Annotated in this window: 27 protein-coding genes; 14 read left to right on the top strand and 13 right to left on the bottom strand. The window is 71.3% G+C overall.

The window, feature by feature from the left end; genetic code table 11:
- Positions 1 to 19: 19 nt before the first annotated feature.
- Positions 20 to 1300 carry an MFS transporter gene (locus GA0070619_RS23770; protein ID WP_088950104.1) on the top strand — a complete coding sequence of 427 codons (1281 nt, stop codon included), beginning with the start codon at positions 20 to 22 and terminating at the stop codon, positions 1298 to 1300.
- Here the strand turns inward: GA0070619_RS23770 and GA0070619_RS23775 are convergent.
- The 3 genes from GA0070619_RS23775 to GA0070619_RS23785 are packed head-to-tail and all read right to left on the bottom strand — an operon-like array spanning position 1284 to position 2535.
- Positions 1284 to 1727 carry an SRPBCC family protein gene (locus tag GA0070619_RS23775; RefSeq protein WP_088950105.1) on the bottom strand — a complete coding sequence of 148 codons (444 nt, stop codon included), beginning with the start codon at positions 1725 to 1727 and terminating at the stop codon, positions 1284 to 1286. The two genes, GA0070619_RS23770 and GA0070619_RS23775, sit on opposite strands and share 17 nt — an antisense overlap.
- Before the next feature lie 2 nt (positions 1728 to 1729).
- Positions 1730 to 2080, bottom strand: a complete 351-nt coding sequence (locus GA0070619_RS23780; RefSeq protein WP_088950106.1) for an ArsR/SmtB family transcription factor — start codon at positions 2078 to 2080, stop codon at positions 1730 to 1732.
- A complete protein-coding gene (locus GA0070619_RS23785; protein WP_088950107.1) occupies positions 2077 to 2535 on the bottom strand; it encodes an SRPBCC domain-containing protein in 459 nt (152 codons plus the stop codon). Before GA0070619_RS23785 ends, GA0070619_RS23780 begins: the two co-directional genes overlap by 4 nt.
- A 116-nt stretch (positions 2536 to 2651) precedes the next feature.
- Between GA0070619_RS23785 and GA0070619_RS23790 the strand changes: the two genes are divergently transcribed.
- Genes GA0070619_RS23790 through GA0070619_RS23800 form a run of 3 tightly spaced genes read left to right on the top strand, consistent with a single transcriptional unit; the run spans position 2652 to position 4487 of the window.
- Complete coding sequence (locus GA0070619_RS23790; RefSeq protein WP_088950108.1) at positions 2652 to 3026, top strand: VOC family protein; 375 nt, start codon at positions 2652 to 2654, stop codon at positions 3024 to 3026.
- Between the two features lie 12 nt (positions 3027 to 3038).
- Positions 3039 to 3641: an NAD(P)H-dependent oxidoreductase gene (locus GA0070619_RS23795; RefSeq protein ID WP_088950109.1), complete on the top strand. Its 603-nt coding sequence runs from the start codon at positions 3039 to 3041 to the stop codon at positions 3639 to 3641.
- Positions 3642 to 3659: 18 nt separating this feature from the next.
- Positions 3660 to 4487, top strand: a complete 828-nt coding sequence (locus GA0070619_RS23800; protein WP_197699568.1) for a hypothetical protein — start codon at positions 3660 to 3662, stop codon at positions 4485 to 4487.
- A 47-nt stretch (positions 4488 to 4534) separates the two neighbouring features.
- On the opposite strand, the gene GA0070619_RS23805 is transcribed toward GA0070619_RS23800, so the two are convergent.
- Complete coding sequence (locus GA0070619_RS23805; RefSeq protein ID WP_088950110.1) at positions 4535 to 5377, bottom strand: DUF4253 domain-containing protein; 843 nt, start codon at positions 5375 to 5377, stop codon at positions 4535 to 4537.
- Positions 5378 to 5498: 121 nt separating this feature from the next.
- Positions 5499 to 5876 carry a winged helix-turn-helix transcriptional regulator gene (locus GA0070619_RS23810; protein WP_088950111.1) on the bottom strand — a complete coding sequence of 126 codons (378 nt, stop codon included), beginning with the start codon at positions 5874 to 5876 and terminating at the stop codon, positions 5499 to 5501.
- 100 nt (positions 5877 to 5976) lie between these two features.
- Here GA0070619_RS23810 and GA0070619_RS23815 point away from each other — a divergent pair, with 100 nt between their 5' ends.
- Complete coding sequence (locus GA0070619_RS23815) at positions 5977 to 6342, top strand: DoxX family protein (RefSeq protein WP_088950112.1); 366 nt, start codon at positions 5977 to 5979, stop codon at positions 6340 to 6342.
- 59 nt (positions 6343 to 6401) lie between these two features.
- Here the strand turns inward: GA0070619_RS23815 and ychF are convergent, their stop codons facing one another.
- The 3 genes from ychF to GA0070619_RS23830 all read right to left on the bottom strand — a co-directional run bounded on the left by ychF (position 6402) and on the right by GA0070619_RS23830 (position 8884).
- On the bottom strand, positions 6402 to 7487 hold the full coding sequence (gene ychF, locus GA0070619_RS23820; protein WP_088950113.1) for a redox-regulated ATPase YchF: 1086 nt from the start codon (positions 7485 to 7487) through the stop codon (positions 6402 to 6404).
- A 94-nt stretch (positions 7488 to 7581) separates the two neighbouring features.
- Entirely contained in the window at positions 7582 to 8316 is a 735-nt protein-coding gene (locus GA0070619_RS23825; protein ID WP_088950114.1) for a Type 1 glutamine amidotransferase-like domain-containing protein, read from the bottom strand.
- Between the two features lie 61 nt (positions 8317 to 8377).
- The gene (locus GA0070619_RS23830; RefSeq protein ID WP_231927142.1) at positions 8378 to 8884 is read right to left on the bottom strand and encodes a hypothetical protein; all 507 of its coding nucleotides are present in this window, start codon (positions 8882 to 8884) and stop codon (positions 8378 to 8380) included.
- A gap of 140 nt (positions 8885 to 9024) precedes the next feature.
- Between GA0070619_RS23830 and GA0070619_RS23835 the strand changes: the two genes are divergently transcribed.
- The 9 genes from GA0070619_RS23835 to GA0070619_RS23875 all read left to right on the top strand — a co-directional run bounded on the left by GA0070619_RS23835 (position 9025) and on the right by GA0070619_RS23875 (position 21288).
- A complete protein-coding gene (locus GA0070619_RS23835) occupies positions 9025 to 9534 on the top strand; it encodes a SigE family RNA polymerase sigma factor (protein WP_088950115.1) in 510 nt (169 codons plus the stop codon).
- Positions 9531 to 10046, top strand: coding sequence for a hypothetical protein (locus tag GA0070619_RS23840; protein ID WP_088950116.1), 516 nt, complete (start codon positions 9531 to 9533; stop codon positions 10044 to 10046). The genes GA0070619_RS23835 and GA0070619_RS23840 overlap by 4 nt, the downstream gene beginning before the upstream one ends.
- Positions 10047 to 10328: 282 nt before the next feature.
- Entirely contained in the window at positions 10329 to 11753 is a 1425-nt protein-coding gene (locus tag GA0070619_RS23845; protein WP_088950117.1) for an FAD-binding oxidoreductase, read from the top strand.
- Between the two features lie 72 nt (positions 11754 to 11825).
- Positions 11826 to 13316 carry a DNA-3-methyladenine glycosylase 2 family protein gene (locus GA0070619_RS23850; protein WP_088950118.1) on the top strand — a complete coding sequence of 497 codons (1491 nt, stop codon included), beginning with the start codon at positions 11826 to 11828 and terminating at the stop codon, positions 13314 to 13316.
- A complete protein-coding gene (locus GA0070619_RS23855; protein ID WP_088950119.1) occupies positions 13313 to 13822 on the top strand; it encodes a methylated-DNA--[protein]-cysteine S-methyltransferase in 510 nt (169 codons plus the stop codon). The genes GA0070619_RS23850 and GA0070619_RS23855 overlap by 4 nt, the downstream gene beginning before the upstream one ends.
- A 38-nt stretch (positions 13823 to 13860) precedes the next feature.
- Complete coding sequence (locus tag GA0070619_RS23860) at positions 13861 to 15738, top strand: ABC transporter ATP-binding protein (protein WP_088950120.1); 1878 nt, start codon at positions 13861 to 13863, stop codon at positions 15736 to 15738.
- Positions 15735 to 17615, top strand: coding sequence for an ABC transporter ATP-binding protein (locus tag GA0070619_RS23865; RefSeq protein ID WP_088950121.1), 1881 nt, complete (start codon positions 15735 to 15737; stop codon positions 17613 to 17615). Before GA0070619_RS23860 ends, GA0070619_RS23865 begins: the two co-directional genes overlap by 4 nt.
- Before the next feature lie 95 nt (positions 17616 to 17710).
- Positions 17711 to 20278 (top strand): valine--tRNA ligase, encoded by a 2568-nt coding sequence (gene valS / locus GA0070619_RS23870; protein ID WP_088952012.1) that lies wholly within the window; start codon positions 17711 to 17713, stop codon positions 20276 to 20278.
- 80 nt (positions 20279 to 20358) lie between these two features.
- Positions 20359 to 21288, top strand: coding sequence for an endonuclease/exonuclease/phosphatase family protein (locus GA0070619_RS23875; RefSeq protein ID WP_088950122.1), 930 nt, complete (start codon positions 20359 to 20361; stop codon positions 21286 to 21288).
- A gap of 58 nt (positions 21289 to 21346) precedes the next feature.
- On the opposite strand, the gene GA0070619_RS23880 is transcribed toward GA0070619_RS23875, so the two are convergent.
- The 5 genes from GA0070619_RS23880 to GA0070619_RS23900 form a co-directional block, all read right to left on the bottom strand.
- On the bottom strand, positions 21347 to 21997 hold the full coding sequence (locus GA0070619_RS23880; RefSeq protein ID WP_247671908.1) for a hypothetical protein: 651 nt from the start codon (positions 21995 to 21997) through the stop codon (positions 21347 to 21349).
- Positions 21998 to 22084: 87 nt separating this feature from the next.
- Positions 22085 to 22795, bottom strand: coding sequence for an ABC transporter permease subunit (locus GA0070619_RS23885; protein WP_088950123.1), 711 nt, complete (start codon positions 22793 to 22795; stop codon positions 22085 to 22087).
- Between the two features lie 67 nt (positions 22796 to 22862).
- The gene (locus GA0070619_RS23890) at positions 22863 to 23774 is read right to left on the bottom strand and encodes an ABC transporter ATP-binding protein (RefSeq protein WP_088950124.1); all 912 of its coding nucleotides are present in this window, start codon (positions 23772 to 23774) and stop codon (positions 22863 to 22865) included.
- Complete coding sequence (locus GA0070619_RS23895) at positions 23774 to 24679, bottom strand: ABC transporter permease (RefSeq protein ID WP_088950125.1); 906 nt, start codon at positions 24677 to 24679, stop codon at positions 23774 to 23776. Before GA0070619_RS23895 ends, GA0070619_RS23890 begins: the two co-directional genes overlap by 1 nt.
- Positions 24672 to 25586, bottom strand: coding sequence for an ABC transporter ATP-binding protein (locus GA0070619_RS23900; protein ID WP_088950126.1), 915 nt, complete (start codon positions 25584 to 25586; stop codon positions 24672 to 24674). Before GA0070619_RS23900 ends, GA0070619_RS23895 begins: the two co-directional genes overlap by 8 nt.
- Positions 25587 to 25654: the final 68 nt, after the last annotated feature.

Below are 25654 nucleotides of genomic sequence, written 5' to 3' on the forward strand. Positions count from 1 at the left end.
CGCCGGGTGAGCTGGCAGCATGCCAACAGACGCCGCCCGTTTCCCACGCTCCTCGCCGTACTGGCCGGTGGTCAGTCACCCACAACTCCGGCGCGTCCTGCCCGGGCTAGCCGTGTCCGCGTTGGGCGACGGCATGGCGGTGGTCGCGGTGCCGTGGCTCGCCATCCAACTCGCCCCGCACGGTCAGCGCGGCCTCTGGATCGCGGTGGCCATGGCGGCGTACACAGTGCCCAGCGCGGCCGGGACGGTCGTCTTCGGGCGGTTGCTGCGTGGGCGCGGTGGCGCGCAGCTCGCCGGGTGGGACGCGATCCTGCGGGCCTCCGCCCTCGCGGCGATCCCTCTCGCCCACCTCGCCGGCGTGCTCACCATCGGGCTGTACGTGGCCCTGCTGGCCGCGTCGGCGCTGCTGCACTCGTGGGGCTCCGCCGGCCGGTTCACCCTGATCGCCGAACTGCTGCCGCAGCGGCACCATCTGCCGGCCAATGCCGTGCTCAGCACCATCGGAGGGTTCGCCACCATCGTCGGCCCGCCACTGGCGGGCATCCTGATCGGCTGGGTGGGGCCGGTCTGGGTCATCGCCATCGACGCCGCCACCTTCGCCGCGCTGGCCCTCACGTACCGTCTCGCCCTTCCCGCCAACGACGGACCCGCACGGTCCGAGAGCGGCGCTTCGCGAACGGCCGGCTTCGCTGTCATCCGCCAGAACCCGGCCCTGCTGGGCCTGCTCGTGCTGAGCCTCGGGTTCTTCTTCCTCTTCGGACCGGTGTACGTGGCGATGCCGATCCACATCACCGACGACCTGCACGCCACCGCGATGCTGCTCGGGGCCTACTACACCGCGTTCGGCGTCGGCGGCCTCACTGGAGGTCTGGTCGCCGGTTACCTCCGCCGCTGGCCACTGCGAGCCACCACCATCGGCATCGTCGTCGCGTTCGGCGTCGCCATGCTGCCGCTCGGCCTGGGCGCACCGGTCGGTGTGTCGTTGCCGGCGTTCGCCCTGGCGGGCTTCATCTGGGCGCCGTACATGTCCACGTCGATGGCGCTGTTCCAGCGCAGCACGTCGACCGCCCAGCTGCCCGCGGTGCTCGCCGCGAACGGTGCCATCCTCGTGCTGGCGGTGCCGCTGGGCACCATGCTGGGCGGGCCGCTGGTGGGTGCCATCGGCCCCCGACCGACGCTGCTGGTCTGCGCCGTGGCGATCGTGGCCCTCGGCCTGATCGCCGGGGCAATCGCTATCCCCAGGCGGAGCTCGCGATTGCCCGGCGATGCAGCCGTCACCGAGGTCAGTGCCAGTCGCTGATCCGGACGTCGTCCGGGGCCGGTCGGCCGTGGCCGGTCTCGACCTGCTCCTTGAGGCTCATCAGGAACAGCGCCCACTTGGTGCTGCAGTGGTGCATGAACTCGACCGGCTCGCGCCAGCCCTGGTGCGCGAACTGGACGATCGTGTACTCGCCGCGCTGGTCGAGACGCCAGTCGACCTCGGTGCCGACCCACTCCTCGGGGCCGTCGACGACGCGCCACCGCACCCGCCCGGCGGGGTTCAGCTCCAGGACCTCCATGTCGAAGCCGCCGGCATCGCCGAACCGGAAGGCCAGCTTTCCACCGACTTCGCTCTTGCCCACCGTGTCGGTGGTCCACCAGGCGGCGAGGCCCTCCGGCGTTGCCACCGCTCGGTAGACGTCGTCGAGCGGTGCGACGACGCCGACCCGGTGCAGGATGTCGACCATTCTCATTCTCCTTCGTCGTTGGTGCGGGTGCGTTCGATCGCCTCGGCGATCCGCTTGATCCGGCGGAGTCGGACGTCCCAGGTGGAGCCCACAGCCGACAGCTGCGCGACGGCGCGGGCGAGCTGTGCCTCGTCGACCTGGTAGTGACGCTCGCGACCGGCCGACTCGGCGTGGATCAGCCCGACCCGGTCCAGGACGGCCAGGTGCTTCGAGACGGCCTGGCGGGTGACGGGTAGCCGCCTGCTCAACGAAGTGGCCGTGCCCGGCCCGTCAGCGAGAAGAAGATCGATCATCGTACGCCGAATCGGGTCGCCGATCGCCGACCACAACTCGTCGTCGACCGCCGTACTCATGGGGTGGAGACCAGCCGCGCGACGTACGCGCCCAGCCGGGGCATGTAGTGGTCCCACCCGTTCTCGTGGTCCTGGTACTGCGCCTCCAGAACGGCGATCTCCCAGCCCATCTCGCGGAACCCGGTCTCGGTCATCCGGATCTGCGTCCCCGTGCCGTCGGGGATCAGGTCGAAGGTGACGAGCAGCGCCTGCCCACTGCGGCCCGGCTCGGTGAAGCACCACCGGAAGGAGAATCGCTTCGGCGGGTCGACCTCGACGACCGCGAGCGCGACGGTCTTCGTCTCACCGGTGTCAGTGTCGCGCCACACCAGCTCGCCGGGCGCGCCCGCGACCGACTCGAACCGCGCGTCGTCGGGCCACCACTCCCGCATGTGCTCGGGCTGACTGACCACCTCGAAGACCACCTCGGGTGACGCGTCGACGTGGATGTCGCGTTCGATGGTTCCCTGCTCCATGAGCCTCAACCTTTCGCAACCTTTGGTTGCACTCAACCTACGACAGCTCAACGCCCTCGCGCAACCTTTAGTTGCATGTTGCGGTCGCGTCGTACCCGGGGAGCACAATGCCGTGCATGTCTGAGCCATCGCCGCACCGGCACCACGCCATCGACTACGTCGAGTTCACGGTGACCAACCTCGCCGAGGCCAAGCGCTTCTACGCCGACGCGTTCGGCTGGGAGTTCAACGACTACGGGCCGGCGTACGCCGGCATCCGCAGCCCGCACGGCGACTCCGCGGCGGAGGTCGGCGGTCTCCGCGAGGATCAGGCCGTCCAGGCGGGCGGCCCGCTGGTGCTGCTCTACTCGGCTAACCTCGACCGCTCCGTCCAAGCCGTGAAGGAGGCCGGCGGGCAGGTGGTGAACGGGCCGTACGAGTTCCCCGGTGGCCGCCGGTTCCACTTCACCGACCCCAGCGGCAACGAGCTGGGCGTCTGGGCCGAGCGGTAGGGACGCGCACCCGTGCACACCCTGCTGGTAGCCGTGCACCCGGAGCCCGGGTCCCTCACGCACCACACAGTTCGGCAGCTCGCGGCGGCGCTGCGCCCGGGCTCGGTCGAGATCGCCGACCTGGCGGACGAGGACTTCGACCCGAGGTTCGGTGTGGCCGACCGTCGGGCATACCAGCAGCGTGGCGAGCCCCCGCCCGACGTGCGCCGCGAGCAGCAGCGCCTCGACCGCGCCACCGACCTCGTGCTGGTCTTCCCGGTCTACTGGTGGTCGATGCCGGCCCTGCTCAAGGGATGGATCGACCGTGTCTTCATCAACGGCTGGGCCTTCGACTACGCCCCCTCCACCGGCATCCAACCGAGGCTGCAACGGCTCACCACCCACCTGCTCCCCATAGCCGGTGACGACGCGGGGCTCTACGAGCGCCACGGGTATGGGCAGGCCCTGCGGACGCAGATCGAACACGGGATCGTGGACTACTGCGGCAGCCGCCGTGGCGTCACCGCATTCGTGCACGAGTCCGAGCAGGACGACTCCTCCGCCATAGCGCAGGAGGTCGACCGAGCTGTGGCCATGATCCGGGACGCCATCTCCGTACCACTCGACGCCCGTTAACCGGTTCGCGGAGATCGGGTGCTCCGGCAGAGTGGTCGCGTGACCGGAAGAGGACTGCGCGTCGACGGATCGATTGCCCGCGAAGGGGCCCTGAGTCAGGTGCCCGGCGCATTCGCCGATGTTGTCGACGCCGCACGCGATCGGATAGCCAGGCGTTTCGGCGACGGTCGGCTGCACAGCGCCTACATCTACGGCAGCATCCCGCGCGGCACCGCCAAGCTCGGGATCTCCGATCTCGACCTGCTGCTCGCTCTGCACGCCGAACCGACCGAGGGCGACCGGCTGGATGCGGCGAGGATCGAGCAGGCCCTCGACCAGTCCTTCGACCAGATCGACGGCGTGGGGATCCTGCTGTTCAGCACACGCACCCTGCTCAGCGAGCTTGCACGCCACGATCTCGGCTTCTTCGTCGCCTGCCTGTGCACTCCACTGCTCGGCGACGACCTCGCCGAGGAACTTCCCCGTTACCGGCCCACTGCCCTGCTCGCCCGGGAGACGAACGGCGACCTGTCATCGGCGCTGCCGGAATGGGGCAGGCAGGCAGCCAGGGCGACCACTGACAACCAACGTAGGGGCCTCAGCAGGCTCGTCGCTCGTCGCATCGTCAGGACCGGATTCACTCTGGTCATGCCTCGTTGGGGAGGTTGGACGAGCGACCTCACCGAGTCCGCCGAGGCGTTTGGCACCTACTACCCGGCACGTGCCGAGCAGATGCTCGGGGCTGCCAGGATCGGCCGTGCACCGTCGGCGGATCCGGCTGTCCTACGCCAGCTCATCGACGACCTGGGGCCATGGCTCGCAGCGGAGTACGCCGCCGTACATGGCGAGAAGGCCATCCGTCCCTGACCGCGCCTGCCGGTGTGAAAGCACGACGAGGCCGACGTCCGGACGTCTCAGGGGCGGTCGTGCAGGAACCAGGCGTCGCTACGGGTCAACGCGAGCGCGAGCTCCCAGGGGTTCGATTCGAGATTGCTGGCTAGCGCCAGGATCTGGAGGGCAAGCTGCCACGCCTGCTCACCCAGAGCCGGCTGCCTGTTGACCACGAATTGCAGCATCGTCCCCCAGGACGCCACGAGTTCGGCGCCCCACTGCTGCTCCCATTGGCGGAGTGCGGCCGCCAGTCCCTCCGGCCCCTGTGGTCTGAGGGCTCCGAAGTAATTGAGCCAGGCGGGGGCCAACCACTGCCTCGGGGTTGGCAACAGCACGAGCTGCACCCCTTCGGGGGGCGTGAACCAGTACCGGGTGCCGACAAAATTCGCCGCTGCCCGCCAACCCCGCTCGACCGCGGCAGGGTCGGTTAACAGTCTCTCCCAGGTCAGACGTTCGACCGCCAAGAGTGTCGTCGGCAGAGTCACGTCTCGCCCCACCTGCTGGGCGAAGTCCTCACCGAGTTGGTGGGGCAGCCACAGGTGCACCTCTTCGCGGTCGAGCGGCGAGTTCGTGCCCCACCAGCGAAAGACCGTCCAGGGGTCGACTGTTCGAGACTCCTGGTCGAGGGCTTCAATCTCTTCGGCCGTCGCGTCGTGCCATTCCTCGTTCACACCAGTGAGAACGGGCCACCGGCCGGTCTCGGAAACCGCCGCTCGAGCCGCGCGCCAGGCGGAGAGAAGCTGGCTCTGCTCGATGCCGGTGACCACCCACGTCTCGCCCAGGCCCTCCTCAATCGGAAGCCCATCCAGCACCGTCCCCCGGAGCGCGGCGGCGATCTCATCTGGGTCCTCCATCACCCGCGTCACGCCACGACCGTAGACCACACCGCCGACACCGTCCGTCCGAGTAATACAGGAGATCCGCGCGGACCGTGGCCCGCCGTGACGGGCGGTTACCCCGGCCCTCGGAGCCGCAACCACCCGCGGGTCAGTGCTCGCGCAGGTCGTAGGTGTGCTGATTGCGCTCGATGTCGGCGTTGTGTTCGACAGCCCACTCGGCGAGGGTCACCGCCGGCTCGATCAGGGTGCGGCCGGTGTCGGTGAGCTGGTACTCGACGCGCGGAGGCACCTCGGCGAAGACGTGCCGGGAGACGAGGCCGTCGCGTTCCAGGTGCCGAAGGGTCCGGGTCAGCATGCGCTGAGAAACCCCCGGAATGCGCTGCTGCAACTCGCTGAAGCGCATGCGTTCGCCGTCGAGGGTCGCCACGACCAGCAGGCTCCACTTGTCCCCGATCCGGTTGAGGATGCCGCGAATGGCACGGCCGCCGTCGCCACGGATCAGACACGACTTCCCGTACTTCGACATGACCCCTCGATGTGGGTAGGGCACAGGGATGTGCCTTTTGTAGAGCCCTCGATCATGCCCGAGGATCTGGTTACTTACTACTCGTGACCACGGGGGACTGATGGAGATCGCGTACTGGATCGTCAGCGGGCTGCTCGCGCTGTTCTACCTGTACTCGGGCGGCATGAAGATGGTCCGGAGCCAGGCACAGCTCGCACCGATGATGGCGTGGGCAGGCACCGCGGTCCCGATGGCCGGCGTACGCGCCATCGGCCTGGCAGAGGTGCTCGGCGCCCTCGGCCTCATCCTGCCGCCGCTCACGGGAATCGCACCCGTCCTCGCAGTCGCGGCAGCCGCCGGGCTGACGATCCTGCAGGTCCTCGGGGCCGGATTCCACCTCTCCCGAGGCGAACGGAAGGACGTGTGGCTGAACCTGGTTCTGGCCGCGGTCGCCGCGATCGTCACCTGGCTCGCCGTCGCCCTCTGAGCGCCCGACGTCCGCGTGTCAGCCAGACCTGCCCGGCTGGACGGCTTGAACCACAGGGGTCAGACGTTGAAGCGGAACTCCACCACGTCGCCGTCCTGCATGACGTACTCCTTGCCCTCGATGCGGACCTTGCCCGCCGCCTTGGCCGCCGCCATCGAACCGTACTCAACCAGGTCGTTGTACGAGACGACCTCGGCCTTGATGAAGCCGCGCTGGAAGTCGCTGTGGATGACGCCCGCGGCCTCCGGCGCGGTGGCGCCGACCGGGACGGTCCAGGCGCGCGCTTCCTTGGGGCCGGCCGTGAGGTACGTCTGGAGGCCGAGCGTGCGGAAGCCGACCCGGACGAGCTGGTTGAGGCCGGGCTCGTTCTGCCCGATCGACTCCAGTAGCTCGCGGGCCTCATCCTCGGGCAGGTCCACCAGCTCAGATTCGATCTTGGCGTCCATGAAGACGGCCTCGGCGGGGGCGACCAGGGCGCGCAGCTCGTCGAGGAACGACTCGTTGGCCAGTTCGGCCTCGTCGACGTTGAAGACGTACAGGAAGGGCTTGGTGGTGAGCAGGTGCAGCTCGCGCAGGTGCTCCAGCTCGATCTTGGCGGCGGCGGCCCCGGAGTAGAGGGTGGTGCCGCCGTCGAGCACCTCGATCGCGGCCTTCGCGGCGGCGACCGCGGCGGCCCGGTCCTTGCGGAGCTTGGCTTCCTTCTCCAACCGGGGCAGCGCCTTGTCCAGCGTCTGCAGGTCGGCGAGGATCAGCTCGGTGTTGATCGTCTCGATGTCGTCGGCCGGGGAGATCTTGCCGTCGACGTGCACCACGTTCGGGTCGGAGAAGGCCCGCACGACCTGGCAGATCGCCGAAGCGTCCCGGATGTTGGCCAGGAAGGCGTTGCCCCGGCCCTGCCCCTTGGAGGCGCCGCGGACCAGGCCGGCGATGTCGACGAACGACACCGGGGCCGGCAGCACCTTCTGCGAGGAGAAGATCTCGGCCAGCTTGCCCAGCCGCTCGTCGGGCAGCCCGACCACGCCGACGTTGGGCTCGATGGTAGCGAACGGGTAGTTCGCCGCCAGCACGTCGTTCTTGGTCAACGCGTTGAAAAGCGTGCTCTTGCCGACGTTGGGCAGGCCGACGATGCCGATGGAAAGACTCACGACCGGCCAGCTTACGCGGGTGCCGACCGGACCGGTCCAGGCGGCTCGGTTTCCGACGGCACGGCCCCCGGCGAGGGGCGGCGCTGACCGGTCGTCAGCCGAGCAGGCGTGGGGCGATGACCGCCTCGCGGACGCTGCCGTCCGCGCCACGGCTGACCTCGTACGCCGAGACGCCCTCGCGGTCCGCGATTGCCTCGACCAGGCGGATGCCCCGGTAGACCAGACCGACCCCGTCGTCGGTGCAGTGGCTGGTCGGGAGCGTCCCGTTGCCCACCAGCTCGTGCATCAGCGGGCGGCGCTGGCCCTCGCTGTCGTAGTGCACCCCGTTGCCGTACGGCAACCAGGCCAACCCCTCGGTGAAGCCGCGCAGCCGGGGACCGAAGCTGTCGGTGGCACCGCCGACGTGCCAGCAGATCGAGCCGGCGGAGACACCGGCCAGCACCACACCGGCCTGCCAGCACTCGTGCAGGATGTCGTCGAGCCCGTGCACCCGCCAGACGGCGACCAGGTTGGCCACGCTGCCGCCACCGACCCAGATCACGTCCTGGGCGAGCAGGTGGGCGCGGACGTCCTCGACGTTCGGCATGGGGAAGAGGGCGAGGTGCGACAGCCGGAACCGGGTGTCGGCGAACGCGCCGTAGACGGCGGTCAGCGAGGTGGGCTGGTCACCGACGGCCTGCCCGAGGTAGCAGATGCGTGGCTGCGGACCAGCCTCGGCGAGCTCCGCCGCCAGCTCGAAGACCGGGCTGGGGCGCATGTCGTACGGCCCTCGGTCGCCCCGGGAGAAGCCCATGCTGGTGGCGATGATGGTCGGTTCGCTGGCGGGCATCGGGGCGTCCTTCCGTCCGGGCGGTGCGGCGTCCATCCTGCCGCAGCCACGAGGCAGCCGGTTACCCGCCCGCGTGCCGGCCGCGGCGCTGGCGGGGCACCTCGACCTCGGGCCAGTGTGCCTCGGGCGGCCGGTCGGCCGGGGGCAGTTGCGCCGCGGCTGCGCGGGGCAGGGTGAACCGGTCGGCGGCGGCCGGGCCTGCCGAGAACGACTCGCGCAGCATCCAGCGCACCTCGTCGGCCGTCCAGCCCAAGCCGGCTCGCGCGGCGATCTCGCGCACCAACCGCCGGCCGACGCGGGTGTCGTCGTCGTAGAAGCGCATGCACCAGTGGTGGGTCCACATCCCGAGTGCCCGCAGGCCCGCGTCGTCGAGTGAGCCGACCAACCGGCCGCAGGCGGTGTCGGAGAAGGCCTGATCGGGGTCGGCCGCCCGGTCCCGTTCGATGGCGCCGACGGCAGCCGGTGCGACGGCCCGCATCCGCCGGTAGAAGGACTGCGCCACCGCGCGGGGCAGCGCCGGGAACGCGCCCGGTGTCGACGCCGCCGCCCAACCCGCCACGCTCGTCATGTCCCGCACCCCTTCTTCAGTTGGTTGCCGGACGGTACCCGTCACGACCGACACTTCCGGACCGAAAAAACACCCCGGATCGCGGATAGCGACGATGACCTGGGGCGTCTGTATGGGTGACAACGAAACGGGGGTGGTGGGTGGACGAGGACGAACGCGCTCGGCTGGCCGAGTTCGTCGGCAGCCGGACACCGGCGCTGATGCGGGTCGCGTACCTGCTGACCGGGGACCGCAACGCCGCCGAGGACCTGTTCCAGTCGGCGTTGGCGCGAACCATCCCGAAGTGGGAGACCATCCGGCACGCCGATCCCGAGGGGTATCTCCGCGTGGTGATGTACCGCGAGCAGATCAGCTGGTGGCGGCGACTTCGCCGACGGCGGGAGACGCCGCTCAAGCCGGCCGACGAGCCCGTTGGCGCCGACCCGAGCGGTGGCTCCGACGTACGGCTGGCGATGCGTGCCGCGCTGCGCCACCTGCCACCGGCGCAGCGGGCGGTGGTGGTCCTGCGCTACTACGAGGACCTGCCCGAAGCCCGGGTGGCCGAACTGCTCGGCTGCTCGGTGGGCACCGTCCGCAGCCGTACGCACCGGGCGGTCAAGCGCCTGCGCGACCTGCTGCCGGAGATCGAGTTGCTGGAGGTACGGCGATGATCGATCCCTTCGAGAGCCTCATCCGCTCCACCCTCACCGACCTGGCCGAGGAGGCACCGATCGTGCATGACCAGTTGAACCGAGCGGAACGGCGGGTTCGCAACAGACGCCGCGCCACGGTGGCCATGGGGGCGGTGGGCACTCTCGCGGCGATCCTGATCGCGACGCCGATCGCCTTGGCCGCGACCGGATCGGACGGGCCTCCGCCAGCCGTGCCGAGCCCGGCGGGTCCGGCAGCCGTCCCCGTCCCGTCCGGGCCGCCGCCCGGCGTGCCGATCGTCACACCAAGCCCCGCCGACCCCACAGCGGTGCCGAGCCCGCCCGGCGTGCCGGGCCGACCGACGGTCACGCCGGTTCCGGGAGGCCCACCCGGCGTGCCGGGCCGGCCCACTGTCACCCCGGTTCCGGGAGGCCCACCCGGCGTACCGGACCGGCCCACTGTCACCCCGGTTCCGGGAGGCGCACCCGGCGTACCGGGCCGACCCACTGTCAGTCCGACCCCGTCCAGATGAGCAGGACCGGTCAGGCCGGCGGCGTCCCGGCACCGGTCTGACCGGCCGCCCCACGGTCATCTCCGGCCCCGGCGGTGCCACGACGCAATTGACCTCCGTGAGCCGCAGGGCAGGGAGTCGGTCGGAGATCCCGGTCACCATCGCGCGGCGCTCCCCGTACCGGCGAGCGCCGCGCGTGCCGGCGAACACGACGCATCGGACCACCGAGTTTGTCGAGGCCGGCATGCCCGCTCATCCTGGGGCCATGACCGACCACGACGGCCGAGCGGCTCAGGGGCAGCGATGACCACCGCCATGGCCCGGGTGCCCGACTCCCTCCGGGGGCAGTTCGTCACACCCGGCGACCGCCGGTACGCGCAACTGCGCTCGACGTACACCACGTCGGCGTCGCCGGCCGCCGTCCTGCTGCCGAAGACCACCGCGCAGGTGGTCGACGCGCTCCGGTACGCGCGGGAACAGCGGCTGCCCATCGCCGTCCGCAGCGGCGGGCACGGCTTCTCCGGGGCGTCGTCCAACAACGGTGGCGTGGTCATCGACCTGTCCATGCTCAACCGGGTGCAGGTCCTCGACGAGCGGGCCGGGCTGGTTCGGATCGAGGCCGGTGCCCGCTGGGCGAACGTCGCGAAGGCGCTGGCCCCGTACGGCCTGGTGGTCAGCTCGGGTGACTACGGCGGCGTGGGCGTCGGCGGCCTGGCCACCGGCGGCGGTGTGGGGTGGCTGGTCCGTGCCCACGGCCTCACCATCGACCGCGTCCGCGCGGTCGAGGTGGTGCTCGCCGACGGGACGCTGGTACGCGCCGACGCCGCGCACGAGCCGGAGCTGTTCTGGCTGGTCCGGGGCGCCGGAGCAGGCGCGGGGATCGTGGTGGCCTTCGAGATCGAGGCGGCCGAGCAGCGCAACGTCGGCGTGGCGCAACTGGTCGTCGAGGCGCACCCGGACGGTCGCACCATCCGGGAGTGGACGAGTTACCTCGCGCAGGCCCCACGGGAGCTGTCCGCGGCCGCCGTGGTGTACGCCGAGGGTCGCTCGGTCCTCATGTCCATCACCGCCGTGGTGGCCGCCGAGAGCCTGCGCCGGGCCCGACCGGCGGTGGAGCCACTGCTCGCCATCGGCAAGGTGCTCGAACACCGGACCGACCTGCTGCCCTACCCGACGCTGGTGCCGACCGCGCACCTGCACCCGAACGTCGGGCAGCAGCGGGGCACGACCACCAACGGTCTGTTCACCGGGCTGGACGACGCCGGCGCGCGGGCCGTGACGCGCGCGGTGACCGGGCCGGGGCGGGCGGTGGTCCAACTCCGCTCGTTGGGTGGGGCGGTCAACGACGTCGCGCCCGACGCGACCGCGTACTCCCATCGCCACCAGAACACGATGGTGGTCGCCTCGGTTTTCCCGCCGCAGGGCGCCGGGGCGTTGGACGCGGCCTGGCGGGCCGTCGGTGCCCGCGCCGACGGCGCGTACGTCAACTTCGAGAGCCGACCGGACCCGGCCGCGTTCGCCCGGATCTACCCGGGCGAGACCGGGGCCCGGGTGCGGCGGCTGTGGAAGCGCTACGACCCGGACGGCGTGTTCCGGTCGGCCCTGCTGACCGGCCAACCCAACCGGTCCGGCCAGTCCACCCGCGCAGGCCAGCCGGCCCGCTCCGGCCAGCCCAACCGCGCCGGGCAGTCCGCCCGGTCCGGCCAGCCTCACCGGCGTCGCCGCTGACCACGCCGGGGCGTACGCCGAGGTCCGATTCCCGCCAGCCGACAACGCACCGAGCGGGGCATCATCGGTGACATGGAGATGGACTTCGAGCGGTGTTACCGGGCTGTGGACAGCCGTGACCAGCGGTTCGACGGCTGGTTCTACACCGGCGTGACGTCCACCGGCATCTACTGCCGGCCGTCCTGTCCGGCGATCACGCCGAAGCGGAAGAACGTCCGGTTCTTCCCGTCCGCCGCCGCGGCGCAGGGTGCCGGACTGCGCGCCTGTCGCCGCTGCCGGCCCGACGCCGCGCCCGGCTCGCCGCAGTGGGACATCCGCGCCGACGTGGTCGGCCGGGCGATGCGGTTGATCGCGGACGGGGTGATCGACCGGGATGGCGTACCGGGGTTGGCCTCCCGTCTGGGCTACACCGAACGGCACCTGCACCGGATGCTGAGCGCCGAAATGGGCGCCGGGCCGCTGGCGCTGGCCCGGGCCCAGCGAGCGCAGACCGCCCGGATCCTGATCGAGACGACCGACCTCGGGATGGCCGAGATCGCGTTCGCCGCGGGCTTCGGCAGCGTGCGACAGTTCAACGACACGCTCCGCGAGGTGTACGCGAGCGCCCCGTCCGACCTGCGCGCGGCCCGTGGGCGCCAGCAGGCGGCGGTCGGGGCGGGGACCATCGCGCTCCGGCTGGCGTACCGCCCGCCGCTGCACGCCCGGGCGCTGCTGGACTTCCTCACGGTGCGGGCGTTGCCCGGTGTGGAGGAGGTTCGCGACGGGACGTACCACCGGGGTCTGCGGTTGCCACACGGCACCGGCGAGGTGGCGCTGACCCCGGCGGACGGGCACGTGGCGGCGACGCTGCGGCTGACCGACCTGCGCGACCTGGCACCCGCTGTGGCCCGCTGTCGCCGGCTGCTCGACCTGGACGCGGACCCGGTGGCGATCGACGGCACGCTCGCGGCGGACCCGGCGCTGGCGCCGGCGGTCGCCGCCGAGCCCGGCATTCGGGTGCCCCGCGCGGTGGACGGCTTCGAAATGGCCGTCCGCGCCGTCGTCGGCCAACAGATCTCGGTAACCGCAGCCCAAAAGATCCTGACCCGTCTCCTGGCCGCCCATGACCCCGTTGATCATGAGGTTGACGAAGCCGATGGAGATCGAACTCCAGGCCAACCTCATGATCAACGCGGCGAGGGCGGGCTGCGGGGGTTTTTGAGCGCGGACGAGCTGCTGCGCGTGCCGGACTCCGGGTTCGGGATGCCGGTGGGGCGGCGGGAGACGTTGCGAGGGCTGGCGCGGGCCGTCACCGACGGGACGGTCGACCTGGCGCCTGGGGTGGATCGGGAGGAAGCCGTGCGGCGGCTGCTCGCCCTGCCCGGCATCGGCCCGTGGACCGCCAATTACCTGGCCATGCGCGCCTTCGGCGACCCCGACATCCTGCTCAGCACCGACCTCGCGGTCCGGCGCGGCGCCGCCGCGCTCGGCCTGCCCGACACCCAACAAACCCTCGACGGGTACGCCGACCGTTGGCGTCCCTGGCGGTCCTACGCCACGATCAGACTCTGGAGAGCGGCATGAGCATCGACAGCACCGTCCTGAGCACACCGACCGGCCCGCTGAGCATCCTCATCGGCCCGGACGGCGACGTACGGGCGGCCGGCTTCACCCCGGACCCGGCGGCGCTGCTGCCCCTGGTCCACCCCACCCTGCGGGCGCCACTGCGACAGCTGGCCGACCTCGGCCCGGTGAGCACGGCAGTCCGGTCCTACCTGGACGGCGACCTCGCCGCCATCGACACGGTGCCGGTCCGTCAGCTCACCGGCGGAGAGTTCATGGCGCACGCCTGGCAGGTGCTGCGTGAGGTGCCGCCGGGCACCCCGGTCACCTACACCGGGTACGCGGCACTGGCCGGCCGGCCGCCGGCGGTGCGGGCCGCCGCAGCCGCCTGCGCCCGGAACGCGGCGGCACTGTTCGTGCCCTGCCACCGGGTGCTCCGCACCGACGGGACGCTCGGCGGTTACCGCTGGGGGCTGGACGTGAAGAAGTGGCTTCTCGGTCATGAGCGGCGCTTGACAGCAAGCTGACAGAGGCATCGACACCTGTTAGACGCTACCGTCTGGTAGTGCCTGTGGAGAGCGACGGCGACCCGGCCGCCCGGGTCGCCGCGGGCAGCCACCCCGTGCACAACCTCTGGCGGCTGCGCCCCTACCTGCGCCCGTACGCGGCCGAGTTCGCCTGGTTGCTCCTCGCGGGGCTCGCCGGCACGGCGGCCGGGATCGCCGTACCGCTGGTCGTGCAGCGGGTGGTGGACGGGCCGGTGGCCCGCCACGAACCTGCCGGGCTGCTCCAGCTCGGGGGCCTGGCGCTGCTGCTCGGCGTGGCCGAGGCGGTGCTCATCTTCATCCGCCGGTGGGTGCAGTCCTCCTCGGCGGTGGGCATGGAGGCGGCGCTGCGCGCCGACGTCTACGCCCACCTGCAACGGTTGCCGACGAGTTTCCACGACCGGTGGCAGTCCGGGCAGTTGCTCTCCCGGATCACCAGCGACCTGTCGGTGATCCGCCGGTTCCTCTCCTTCGGCGTGTTCTTCCTGGTGCTCAACCTGACCACCTACGTGGTCGTGGTGGTGCTGCTGATCAACCTGCACGCGGCACTCGGGGTGCTGGTGGCGGCCAGCGCGGTGCCACTGCTGCTGATCAGCCGCCGGTTCGGGCGGCACTACCACGCCGCGTCCCGACGGATGCAGGACCAGCAGGGCGACGTGGCGACCCTGGTCGAGGAGACCGCGCAGGGCCTGCGCACCATGAAGGCGTACGGCCGGGGGCCCGAACTGGCCGCCCGCTTCGCCGGTGGGGCCCGAAGGCTGCACGACACGGGCGTCGGCAAGGGTCGGCTGCTGGCCAACACCTCGGCGTTGCTCGACCTGGTGCCGAACGTGACCCTGGGCGTGGTGCTGGTGGCCGGGGCGGCCGCCGCCGCCAGAGGCGCGCTCACCATCGGCGAGCTGGTCGCGTTCGTCAGCCTCCAACTGATGCTCATCTGGCCGGTGCAGTCGCTGGGTTGGATCATCGCCAACGGCCAGGAGGCCTCCACCGCCGCCGACCGGATCCAGGAGGTGCTGGACACCCCACCCCGGATCGTGGACTCCCCCGGCGCGCTCGCACTCCCCCGCGACGCGGTCCACGGGCGGCTCCGCTTCGAGCGCGTCGCGTTCAGCTACCCGGGTGCCGCCGCGCCGGTGCTGCACGAGATCGACCTGACCATCGAGCCGGGTGAGACGCTGGCCCTGGTCGGGGCCACCGGGTCCGGCAAGAGCACCCTGCTGTCCCTGGTGCCCCGGCTGCACGACGTCACCGCCGGTCGGATCACCCTGGACGGGCACGACCTGCGCGAGCTGCGACTGGCCTCGCTGCGCCGGCTGGTCGGGGTGGCGTTCGAGGAACCCACGCTGTTCTCCATGTCGGTCCGCGAGAACCTCACCCTGGGTCACCCGGACGCCGGCGACGACGACGTACGCGCCGCTCTCGCGCTGGCTCAGGCCGACTTCGCGTACGACCTGCCGTGGGGGTTGGCCACCCGCGTGGGTGAGCAGGGGCTGTCCCTCTCCGGCGGGCAACGGCAGCGGCTCGCGTTGGCGCGCGCCGTGCTCGGCCGGCCCCCGGTGCTGGTGTTGGACGACCCGCTGTCCGCGCTCGACGTGCACACCGAGGCACTGGTCGAAGCGGCGCTGCGTCGGGTCCTGCGCGACAGCACCGCGCTGTTGGTCGTGCACCGGCCGTCGACGATCGCGCTGGCCGACCGGGTGGCGCTGCTCCAGGACGGCCGGATCACCGCGATCGGCCGGCACTCCGAGCTGCTCGCCACCACGCCGGCCTACCGGGCGCTGCTCGCCGCCGAACCGCCACCCAGGACCGGCGGGCCGCCCGCCGGGCACCCGCCGTCGTCCGGAGCCACCGGGTCGAGCCCGTCCGCCTCGGACGGCTGGGGGCTGGTGCACTCGTGACCGTCCCGAAGCAGGCCGACCCACCGCCCGAGGAGGAGCCCGAACTCACCCGCTGGCGCGGAACCGCCACCGACCCGGCGGCCGACCGGAGCCGGGCCGAGGACACCGCGCCCGAGGCGGTAACCCGGCTACGCCGGCTCAGCCGGGTCCTGCTGGCCGACCTGCTGCGCCCGCACCGGGGGCGACTCGCCGTCGCGGTCGGCCTCCTGCTGGCCCAGAACGCCGCGGCGATGGCCGGCCCGTACCTGGTCATGATCGGCATCGACCGGGCCATCCCGCCGCTGCGGGCCGGCGACCCCGGCCCGCTGGTCGCCGTCGCCGGGGCGTTCGCGGCGGCCTCGGTGACCGAGTACGTGGCCCGTCGCGGATTCCTCACCCTCTCCGCGCGCATCGGCCAGGCCGTCCTGCTGGACCTGCGGCAGAAGGTGTTCGGGCACTTCCTGCGGCTGTCGGTGGGTTTCCACGAGCGCTACACCTCCGGCCGGATGGTTTCCCGGCTCACCAGTGACCTGGACTCGATCGCCGAACTGGTCGACGGCGGGATCGACAGCCTGGTGCTGGCCGGGCTGTCCATCCTGTCGGTGGCCGCCATCCTGCTCTGGCTGGACCTGCCGCTGGCCGCCGTGACGCTGCTCGCCTTCCCGTTCCTGTTCTGGCTCTCCCGCTGGTTCGCCCGGTCCTCGGCCAGCGCCTACCGACGGACCCGGGACGCTGTCGCGCTGGTCATCGTGCATTTCGTCGAGTCGATGCGGGGCATCCGGGCGGTGCAGGCGTTCCGCCGGGAGCCGCGCAACCAACGGATCTTCGTGGCGCTCGGCGACGACTACCGCCGCACCAGCCTGCACGCGTTCCGGCTGATCGCCACGTACTCGCCCGCGATCAAGCTGATCGGCAACGTCACAGTGGCGGTGGTGCTCTGCTACGGCGGCTGGCGGGTGCTCGGCGGGCAGACCGAGGTTGGAGTGCTCGCCGCGTTCCTGCTCTACCTGCGCCGCTTCTTCGAGCCGATGCAGGAGCTGAGCCAGTTCTACAACTCGCTCCAGTCGGCCACCGCGGCTCTGGAGAAGCTGGCCGGGGTGCTCGACGAACGACCGGCCGTCGCCGAGCCGGCCCGACCCACCCCGCTGCCGACCGGCCCCGGCCGCGGCGAGCTGACCTTCCGGGCGGTCTCCTTCGGCTACCGCCCGGACACCCCGATCCTCGCCGAGCTGGAGCTGACCGTGCCGGCCGGGCAGACCGTGGCGCTGATCGGGCCGACCGGCGCGGGCAAGTCGACCATCGCCAAGCTGGTCGCCCGGTTCCACGACCCGGACACCGGGACGGTACGGCTGGACGGGGTCGACCTGCGCGACGTGCGCGACGCCGACCTGCGCCGGGCGGTGGTGCTGGTGACGCAGGAGAACCACCTGTTCAGTGGGACCGTCGCGGAGAACATCCGGTTCGGTCGCCCGGGCGCGGACGACGCCGAGGTCCAGGCCGCCGCGCGGGCGATCGGCGCGCACAGCTTCATCTCGGCGCTGCCCGAGGGGTACGCCACCCAGGTGCACCGGCGCGGCGGCCGACTCTCCGCCGGGCAACGGCAGCTCGTCGCGTTCGCCCGGGCCTTCCTGGCCGACCCGGCAGTGCTGATCCTGGACGAGGCCACGTCGTCGCTGGACGTGCCGACCGAGCGGCTTGTGCAGCGGGCCCTCGGCACCATCCTGCGCGACCGCACCGCCCTGGTGATCGCGCACCGGCTCTCCACTGTGGAAACCGCCGACCGGGTGTTGGTCCTCGACGACGGCAAGGTCGTCGAGGACGGCCCGCCCGCCGTGCTGGCCGAGGCCGACGGCCGGTACGCGGACCTGCACCGGCAGTGGCGCGACTCGCTGATCTGACTGCCTGTCCCCGGTCGATGCCCGCCCGTCTGCCCGCCGGTGTGTTCGGCGGCAACTACGTGGCCGGGCACCCGGGAGGTGCCTACGATCGCATGATGACCGAAACGGCGAGGACGGCCCGCGCCGGCGTTCCCGAGCGTCCGACCCTGGACGGGCTCGAGGAGAGCTGGGCACGCCGCTGGCAGGAGGAGGGCACGTACGCGTTCGACCGCTCGAAGAAAGAGCGTAAGGACGTGTACGCCATCGACACCCCACCGCCGACCGTATCGGGCGAGTTGCACATGGGGCACGTCTTCTCGTACACGCACACCGACACCGTCGCGCGCTACCAGCGGATGCGCGGCAAGGCAGTCTTCTACCCGATGGGCTGGGACGACAACGGCCTGCCCACCGAGCGGCGCGTGCAGAACGTGTACGGGGTGCGCTGCGATCCGGCGCTGGCGTACGACCCGGTGTGGCGGCCACCGGCGGCCCCGGTCGACGACGCGGCCCGCCGTGACCCCACCCCGATCTCCCGACGCAACTTCATCGAGCTGTGCGAACGACTGACGGTCACCGACGAGCAGGTGTTCGAGGCGTTGTGGCGGCGGCTCGGGCTCTCGGTGGACTGGTCGTTGACCTACACGACGATCGGCCGGGTCGCCCGGGCCACCAGTCAGCGGGCTTTCGTGCGCAACCTGCTGCGGGGCGAGGCGTACCAGTCGGAGGCACCGACGCTCTGGGACGTCGGCTTCGCCACCGCGGTCGCCCAGGCGGAGTTGGAGGACCGGGAGCGCCCCGGCGCGTACCACCGGCTGCGGTTCGCCACGCCCGACGGGCGGGAGGTGCTCATCGACACCACCCGACCCGAGCTGCTGCCGGCCTGTGTGGCGCTGGTCTGTCACCCCGACGACGAGCGGTACGCCGACCTGGTGGGCGGCACGGTGCGCAGCCCGTTGTTCGCCGTCGAGGTGCCGGTGTATGCCCACCCCCTCGCCGACCCCGCCAAGGGCACCGGCGTCGCGATGGTCTGCACGTTCGGTGACCTGACCGACGTGACCTGGTGGCGTGAGCTGCGACTGGACACCCGGGTGGTGATCGGCCGGGACGGCCGGCTGCTGCCCGAGCCGCCGGCCGGGGTGCCGGCCCAGCCGTACGCGGCGCTGGCCGGGCAGACCGTCAACGGCGCCCGCCGGGAGATCGTCGGGATGCTGGCCGACGCGGGTGACCTGATCGGTGAGCCGCGCCCGATCACCCACCCGGTCAAGTTCTACGAACGCGGCGACCGGCCACTGGAGATCGTCTCGACTCGACAGTGGTATCTGCGCAACGGCGGCCGGGATACCGAGCTGCGGGCGACGCTGCTGGCTCGGGGCGAGGAGCTGCACTGGGTGCCGGGGCACATGAAGCACCGCTACGACAACTGGGTGGGTGGCCTGACCGGGGACTGGCTGGTCAGTCGCCAGCGCTTCTTCGGGGTGCCGGTGCCGGTCTGGTACCGGCTCGACGACACTGGCGAGCCGGACTGGTCCCACCCTCTCACGCCGGACGAGTCCGCGCTGCCAGTCGATCCATCCAGCGATCCGGCGCCCGGCTACGACGAGTCGCAGCGCGGCCGTCCGGGTGGCTTCATCGGCGACCCGGACGTGTTGGACACCTGGGCCACCTCGTCGTTGACCCCGCAGATCGTCGGTGGCTGGGAGACCGACCCGGACCTGTTCGCCACGGTCTTCCCGATGGACCTCCGCCCCCAGGGGCAGGAGATCATCCGGACCTGGCTCTTCGACACCGTGGTTCGCTCGCACTTCGAGCACGGGGTGCTGCCCTGGCGGGACACCGTGCTCTCCGGCTGGATCCTCGACCCGGACCACAAGAAGATGGCCAAGTCCAAGGGCAACGTGGTCACCCCGCTGGCGCTGTTGGAGCAGCACGGCTCGGACGCGGTGCGCTACTGGGCGGCCAGCGGCAAGCCCGGCATGGACCTGGCCTACGACCCGGCACAGATCAAGATCGGCCGGCGGCTGGCAACCAAGCTGCTCAACGCGTCCAAGTTCGCGCTCGGGCTGGGTGCGGCGGACGCGTTACGCGCACCGGCGACCACTGCACTGGACCGGGCCATGCTCGCCGAGCTGGCCACCGTGGTCACCGCCGCCAGCACCGCCTTCGACTCGTACGACCACACGGCGGCGTTGCAGGCCACCGAGGCGTTCTTCTGGCGGTTCTGCGACGACTACATCGAGCTGGTCAAGGAACGCGCCTATGGCACCGGTGCGGGGGCCGACTCGGCGCGGGCGGCGCTGGCCTCGGCGCTGTCGGTGCAGCTGCGACTGTTCGCCCCGTTCCTGCCGTACGTGACCGAGGAGGTCTGGTCGTGGTGGCGGTACGGCTCGGTGCACCGTGCGCCGTGGCCCACCACCTACGAGGTGGCCCGGACGATCGAGGGGTCGGGTGACCCGGCGCTGCTGCGCCTCGCCGGCGACGCGTTGAGCCAGGTGCGGCGGGCCAAGTCGGAGCGGAAGCTGTCGATGAGGGCGGAGGTGCCGCTGGCCGAGGCGCTCGGCCCGGCGGCGCTCCTGGAACAGCTCACCCTGGTCGCCGACGACCTGCGGGCAGCCGGCCGGATCGGCAAACTCGACCTGCTCCCCGACCGCACCCCGGAGCTCGTGATCGCCTGCGCCTTCTGACCCGGTACGTGTGCTGGACGGTCACGCTGACCGATGCGATGATCACTGGTCATCATCCAGCACAGTGAATACGGGGATTCATGCGCATTCGTACACTCGTCGCCGGGCTCACGGCCGGGCTGCTCGTCGCCGTCGGCCTGGCCGGACCCGCCCAGGCGGCGACGGTCACCGCCACCTACACCAGTTGGACGTGGAACGTCGCCGGCTGGACCATCCACCGAGGCGCCACCAACGACGGCCTCATCCCGGCCCTCTCGGACTCCATCCGGAACCGGGCCGCCAACTTCGCCGCCCTCAACGAGCTCTGTTGGAGCCAGTACAAGGCCGTACAGGCGAACCTGCTCGGATCCGGTTGGCCGCAGGACGACTCCAACTTCTCCCGGTTCGAGGCGCACAGCGAGACCGCGTGTGGCGGTGAACCGTTCGGGGTGGCCCTCTTCAGCCGGGCACCCCTCGGGGCAGCCAACCGCTACGCGTTGGCCGCGGACGGCACCAGCGAGCGGCGCAAGCTGCTCTGCGCGCCGCTCGAAACGCGCCCGCACCTGCGGTTCTGCACCACCCACATCACACCGTCGAATGCGGTGATCAACGGCAAGAACATCAACGTGACCCAGTTGGACGAGGTACGCAGCAGGATCGACAGTTTCGCCGCCAGCGGCGACACCGTCCTGATCGCGGGTGACTTCAACGCCCAGCCGCACTACGGACGGCTCGACTCCTGGTATTCGGCCAGTCTGAACACGCCGAACAACGGCGCCAACACCGGCGCCTACCGGGAACTGGACGACACCGACAGCCGCTGTCCCGGGTACGGCGAGACCACCGTCTACGACGGCAACACCGAGGGCCTCTGCGGCCAGGGCAAGAAGATCGACCTGATCTTCGTTCGCAATGACCGGATCGCCGGGTCGTACAGCGGCGACTCACTCGCCATCGCGACCACCTGCGGTGGTCCCTGTTCGGATCACCGGATCGTCATCGGCACGGTCACCGTCTCCGTGACCACCTGACCAGGCGGCCCGGTGTGCCGACAGCACACCGGGCCAACCGGGGCGGAACGGCCGTCGGTCACCAACCACGCAGGAAGCGCAGCCCGAGCAGGAACGCAACCACCGCGGGCCCCACCAGCAGGGTGATCGCCTGGAGGCGGTACGGCATCCGGTGCCGGGTCAGCTCGCCCGCGTTGCCCAGCACGATGGCCCCGGCCAGCATCAGGAACGCACCCCACCAGCCGGTCTCCAGGTCGATCAGGTCCACCCGGATCAGTTGCAGCGTCAGACCGAGCAGGGCGCCGGTCAGCGCGAGCAGGGCCACCGCCCGGTGCAGGCCACGGGCCAGCGGGTGGGCCGCCCGCCAGTAGTAGGTGCCGGCGACCGCAAGACAGGGCAACACCACCAGCAGGGGCCAACCCCGCCCCATCACGCCGAACATCAGCAGCGCGCCCACCGCGAACACCAAGGTGCCGATGCAGGCGAGCATGTAACCGGCGAACGCCCGGCCACCACCCCGGGCCAGCAACGGCCCGCCGCTGGCCGCGATCAGGGCGGCCGGGATCAGGATGAACACGGCCCACCAGTGGAACTGGCCGGTGCCCTGAGCGGCCGTGGCGACCGTGGCGCAGGCCAGCCCGGCGACGGCCAGACTGGTCAGCCAGGGCCGGCTGCTCCGGGAGTACGGCTCAGCCAACGACGTCTGCTCCGCTTCGACGCTCACGCCCATCAGCCTGGCCTGAGGTGGCCTGACCGGTCCATCCGGCCAGCCCTACCGCCAGGCGGGGGCTGGCCGGAACAGCGCTTCGCACCGGTGTCAGCTCGTCTCGCCGGCCACGCTGAACGAGCGCAGACGGTCGATGGCCAGCACTGTGAAACCGACGCTGACCAGAGCGGTCATCACCGACGCCACCGGCACCGACACGGTGGTCTCCAGCAGCCCGGTGGGGGCGAGCCGGTCGGCGAGGGCGATCACGTACTGCTGGATGGACAGCACCTTGGTGCCGCTGACGAAGTTGCCCAGCAGCCCCTCCCAGATCAGCACGTAGACCAGGCCGAGCAGCACCGGCCGCCTGGTGACCAGGCTGAGCGCGAGGAACAACGCCGAGTACGCCAGCGCGCCGAGCGCCGCAGCGACCGCCAGTGCCAGTCCGAGGCGTACCGAAGCGGCCAGCACGCCCGCGACGTAGAGCGGCACCACCACGGTGGCCGCGGTGACCCCGGCGGCCACCGCGAGCTTCGGCAGCACGATCTGCCAGCGCGGCAGCGGCTTGGTCAGGATGTGCACCACAGTGCCGTCGTCGATCTCGGCGCCCAGCACGCCGGTGCCGATGATCAGCGCGACCACCGGCAACACCACGGCCAGCCCGAGGCCGACCAGCACCGGAGGCCCCCACTCGCCCGGGTCCACCCCCAGCGACCGGCAGAGCACTGCCAGCCCGAGCAGCACCAACGGCAACGGGAGCAGCAGCAGGAACCGACGCCGGCCGAACAGCCCGCGCGCGGTGATCCAGGTAATGGTCGACATGTCAGCTTCTTTCGTTCGTGACTGCGGGGCTCACTCGCTGCGCTCGTTCACTCCTCGCACTCACTGGTCAGGCCTCCACGAGGTAGGAGAAGACGCTCTCCAGAGACTCGTCGGACGGCACCAGCTGGCGCACCCGGATGCCTTGCTTGAGCGCGATCCGGGGTAGCGCCCGGGTGAAGGCGCCATAGTCACCGGCGCGCACGGTCAGGCCCGTCGGGTCCAGCTCGACTCCGCTCACCGACGGCTCGGCGATCAGCGCGACGGCCAGCGCCCTGTCGTTCGTCGACCGCACCGCGAACACGTGCGGGCGATTGGTCATCAACCGACGGATGGTCCGGAAGTCGCCGGAGGCCGCCAACCGCCCGGCCACCATCACCTGCACCGTCCCGGAGACCTGCTCGACCTCCTCCAGGATGTGCGAGCTGAACAGGATCGTCCGGCCGGCGTCGCCCAGGCTGTGCAGCAACTCCATCATGTGCAGCCGCTGGCGCGGGTCCATCCCGTTGAACGGCTCGTCGAGCAACAGCACCTGTGGGTCGTGCACCATCGCGGCGGCCACCCGGGCCCGCTGTCGCATGCCCTTGGAGTACGTGCCGATCCGGCGGTCCTGTGCCGACTCCAGCTCCACCAGGTCGATCGCCCGCCGGGCCGCTGCCGCCGGGTCGGGCAGCCGGTGCAGCTTCGCGCTGGCATGCACGAATTCGTACGCGGTGAGGAAGCCCTGCACCGCCTCCCGCTCGCTGACCAGCCCCAGCCGCCGGTAGACGTCGGGGTTGCGCCAGGTCGGCTCGTCGTCGAGCGTGACCGTGCCGCGTGACGGGGACAGGAAACCGGCCATCATGTGCAGCAGAGTGGTCTTGCCAGCGCCGTTCGGGCCGAGCAGCCCGGTAACGCCCGGCCCCAGGGCCATGCTGATGTCGTTGACCGCGACCACGTTGCCGTACCACCGGGACACCCCGGTCAGGCTCAGCGTGCTCATCAGGAGGCGACCTTCCGGTAGCGAGCCAGCAGGAGGGCGGTCGCGCCCGCGACCAACAGCACCGCGGCCAGGGCATAGACCGGGCCGAACCCGCCGATCATCATCTCGCCCGGATCGCCCTCGACCAGCAGGTCACCCAGCGACCAGATGCCCACCCCCTGCACCAGCGTGGAGGGCGAGGCCAGCCCGGCCAGCTCGTTGGCGGCGCGCGACGGCAGGATGCTCAGCACCCCGACGATCGGGGTGGTCATCAGGAAGACCGCCACCACCCCACCGGCGGCGAAGGCGCGCTTGCCGGTCAGCGAGGCGACCAGCAGCCCGACCGAGGCGAAGACCACCGCCCACAGCCCGGCGTAGAGCAGCCCGGGCAGCAGGTCGAGCAGCTCGTTCCACACCCCGCGCATGCCCTGCTTGGTGGTGAAGGCTGCACCCAGGAACATCAGCAGCTGTGGCCCGCCGAGCAGCAGCCAGAGGGCGGTGACCAGCGCCAGCAGCTTCGCCAGCGCGTAGTCGCTGCGCGGCAGCGGCCGGGAGAAGTACAGCGGCAGCACACCGCTGCGCAGGTCCCGAGAGACCAGCTCCGGAGCGACGACCGCGACGAAGAAGATGACAAGCCAGCTCATCGCGTCGGCGAACTGGGCGTACGTGGCGACCGGCTCGCCGATCTGGCTGCGTACCGCGGCCAGGGCCACCGCGACCAGGGAGACGATGCCGACCACCAGCCACGGGAAGATCTTGGCCTTGGCGCTGCGCCCGAACCCGAACGCGGTGCGCAGCCCGTGCAGGTAGAGGGCGCCGAAGACCTGCCGGCGGCCCAGCCTCGGGCCCTCGTAGCGCTGGTAGCCGATGTCGTGGATGACGCCCGTCGGCGCGGGGCGCACGGCGGAGGCGGTCGGCTCAGGCATGGGAGAGCTCCCTCGTGGCGAAGAGTTCGGCCACCCGGTGCCGGCGCTGGTCCAGTCGGTGCAGTGGCAGGTCCAGTTCGGCGACCGCGCCGAGGATCAGGTCGTAGGTGCCGTCGTCGGCGAGTGGCACGAGGAGCAGTCGCCCGTCCCGCGCCACCGGCAGTTTGAGTTCGGCGAGCCGGGCGGCGAGCTCCTCGGTGCCCTCGCTCACCTCGACGGCGAGCACGTCGGTGGCCGAGGTCATCGCGGAGATGTGGTCGGCGCGCAGCAGTTTGCCGCCGTCGATGGCGATCAACGTGTCGCAGATCCGCTCCACCTCCCCGAGCAGGTGCGAGCAGACCAGCACGGAGATGCCGAACTCGGTGCCGATCCGGTGCACCAGGGCCAGCATGGCGTCGCGGCCGGCCGGGTCAAGGCCGTTGGTCGGCTCGTCGAGCAGCAGCAGGTCGGGGTCGTGCACCAGCGCCTGGGCCAGCTTGACCCGCTGCTTCATGCCGGTCGAGTAGCCACCGACCGGGCGGTAGCGCTCCTCATAGAGCCCCACGTGCCGCAGCGCCTCCGAGGCCCGCTCGCGAGCCGCGGTGCGGGGCAGGCCGCTCATCCGGCCAAGATGGGTGACCAGTTCGGCGGCGGACAGGTCCGGTGGGAGGCAGTCGTGCTCCGGCATGTAGCCGACCCGGTTGCGGACAGCCGCCGGGTCTGCGGTCGGGTCGATGCCGAGCACCGAGACCTGACCGCTGGTTGGTGCGATCAGGCCGAGCAGAATCTTGATCAAGGTGGATTTACCGGCGCCGTTCGCGCCCACCAGGCCGATGATCCCGGGCTCGACGGCGACGGTGAGGTCGGCGAGCGCGGTGACCCGACCTCCGTACGTCTTGGTGAGCGACTGGGTCGCGATCAGTGTCACGGTGCCCAGCGTAGGGAGTGCGGGCCTGCCTGAGACACCGGCGCGCCCCCGGCGCTTCCCTGATCCTT

The sequence above is a fragment of the Micromonospora zamorensis genome, assembly GCF_900090275.1.
GTDB lineage: Bacteria > Actinomycetota > Actinomycetes > Mycobacteriales > Micromonosporaceae > Micromonospora > Micromonospora zamorensis.

Coding starts and splice junctions, on each gene's coding strand:
- GA0070619_RS23770 (WP_088950104.1), top strand. CDS start 20: ATGCCAACAGACGCCGCCCGTTTCCCACGCTCCTCGCCGTACTGGCCG.
- GA0070619_RS23775 (WP_088950105.1), bottom strand. CDS start 1,727: ATGGTCGACATCCTGCACCGGGTCGGCGTCGTCGCACCGCTCGACGAC.
- GA0070619_RS23780 (WP_088950106.1), bottom strand. CDS start 2,080: ATGAGTACGGCGGTCGACGACGAGTTGTGGTCGGCGATCGGCGACCCG.
- GA0070619_RS23785 (WP_088950107.1), bottom strand. CDS start 2,535: ATGGAGCAGGGAACCATCGAACGCGACATCCACGTCGACGCGTCACCC.
- GA0070619_RS23790 (WP_088950108.1), top strand. CDS start 2,652: ATGTCTGAGCCATCGCCGCACCGGCACCACGCCATCGACTACGTCGAG.
- GA0070619_RS23810 (WP_088950111.1), bottom strand. CDS start 5,876: ATGTCGAAGTACGGGAAGTCGTGTCTGATCCGTGGCGACGGCGGCCGT.
- GA0070619_RS23815 (WP_088950112.1), top strand. CDS start 5,977: ATGGAGATCGCGTACTGGATCGTCAGCGGGCTGCTCGCGCTGTTCTAC.
- GA0070619_RS23825 (WP_088950114.1), bottom strand. CDS start 8,316: ATGCCCGCCAGCGAACCGACCATCATCGCCACCAGCATGGGCTTCTCC.
- GA0070619_RS23830 (WP_231927142.1), bottom strand. CDS start 8,884: ATGACGAGCGTGGCGGGTTGGGCGGCGGCGTCGACACCGGGCGCGTTC.
- GA0070619_RS23840 (WP_088950116.1), top strand. CDS start 9,531: ATGATCGATCCCTTCGAGAGCCTCATCCGCTCCACCCTCACCGACCTG.
- GA0070619_RS23845 (WP_088950117.1), top strand. CDS start 10,329: ATGACCACCGCCATGGCCCGGGTGCCCGACTCCCTCCGGGGGCAGTTC.
- GA0070619_RS23850 (WP_088950118.1), top strand. CDS start 11,826: ATGGAGATGGACTTCGAGCGGTGTTACCGGGCTGTGGACAGCCGTGAC.
- GA0070619_RS23855 (WP_088950119.1), top strand. CDS start 13,313: ATGAGCATCGACAGCACCGTCCTGAGCACACCGACCGGCCCGCTGAGC.
- valS (WP_088952012.1), top strand. CDS start 17,711: ATGACCGAAACGGCGAGGACGGCCCGCGCCGGCGTTCCCGAGCGTCCG.
- GA0070619_RS23875 (WP_088950122.1), top strand. CDS start 20,359: ATGCGCATTCGTACACTCGTCGCCGGGCTCACGGCCGGGCTGCTCGTC.
- GA0070619_RS23880 (WP_247671908.1), bottom strand. CDS start 21,997: ATGGGCGTGAGCGTCGAAGCGGAGCAGACGTCGTTGGCTGAGCCGTAC.
- GA0070619_RS23885 (WP_088950123.1), bottom strand. CDS start 22,795: ATGTCGACCATTACCTGGATCACCGCGCGCGGGCTGTTCGGCCGGCGT.
- GA0070619_RS23890 (WP_088950124.1), bottom strand. CDS start 23,774: ATGAGCACGCTGAGCCTGACCGGGGTGTCCCGGTGGTACGGCAACGTG.
- GA0070619_RS23895 (WP_088950125.1), bottom strand. CDS start 24,679: ATGCCTGAGCCGACCGCCTCCGCCGTGCGCCCCGCGCCGACGGGCGTC.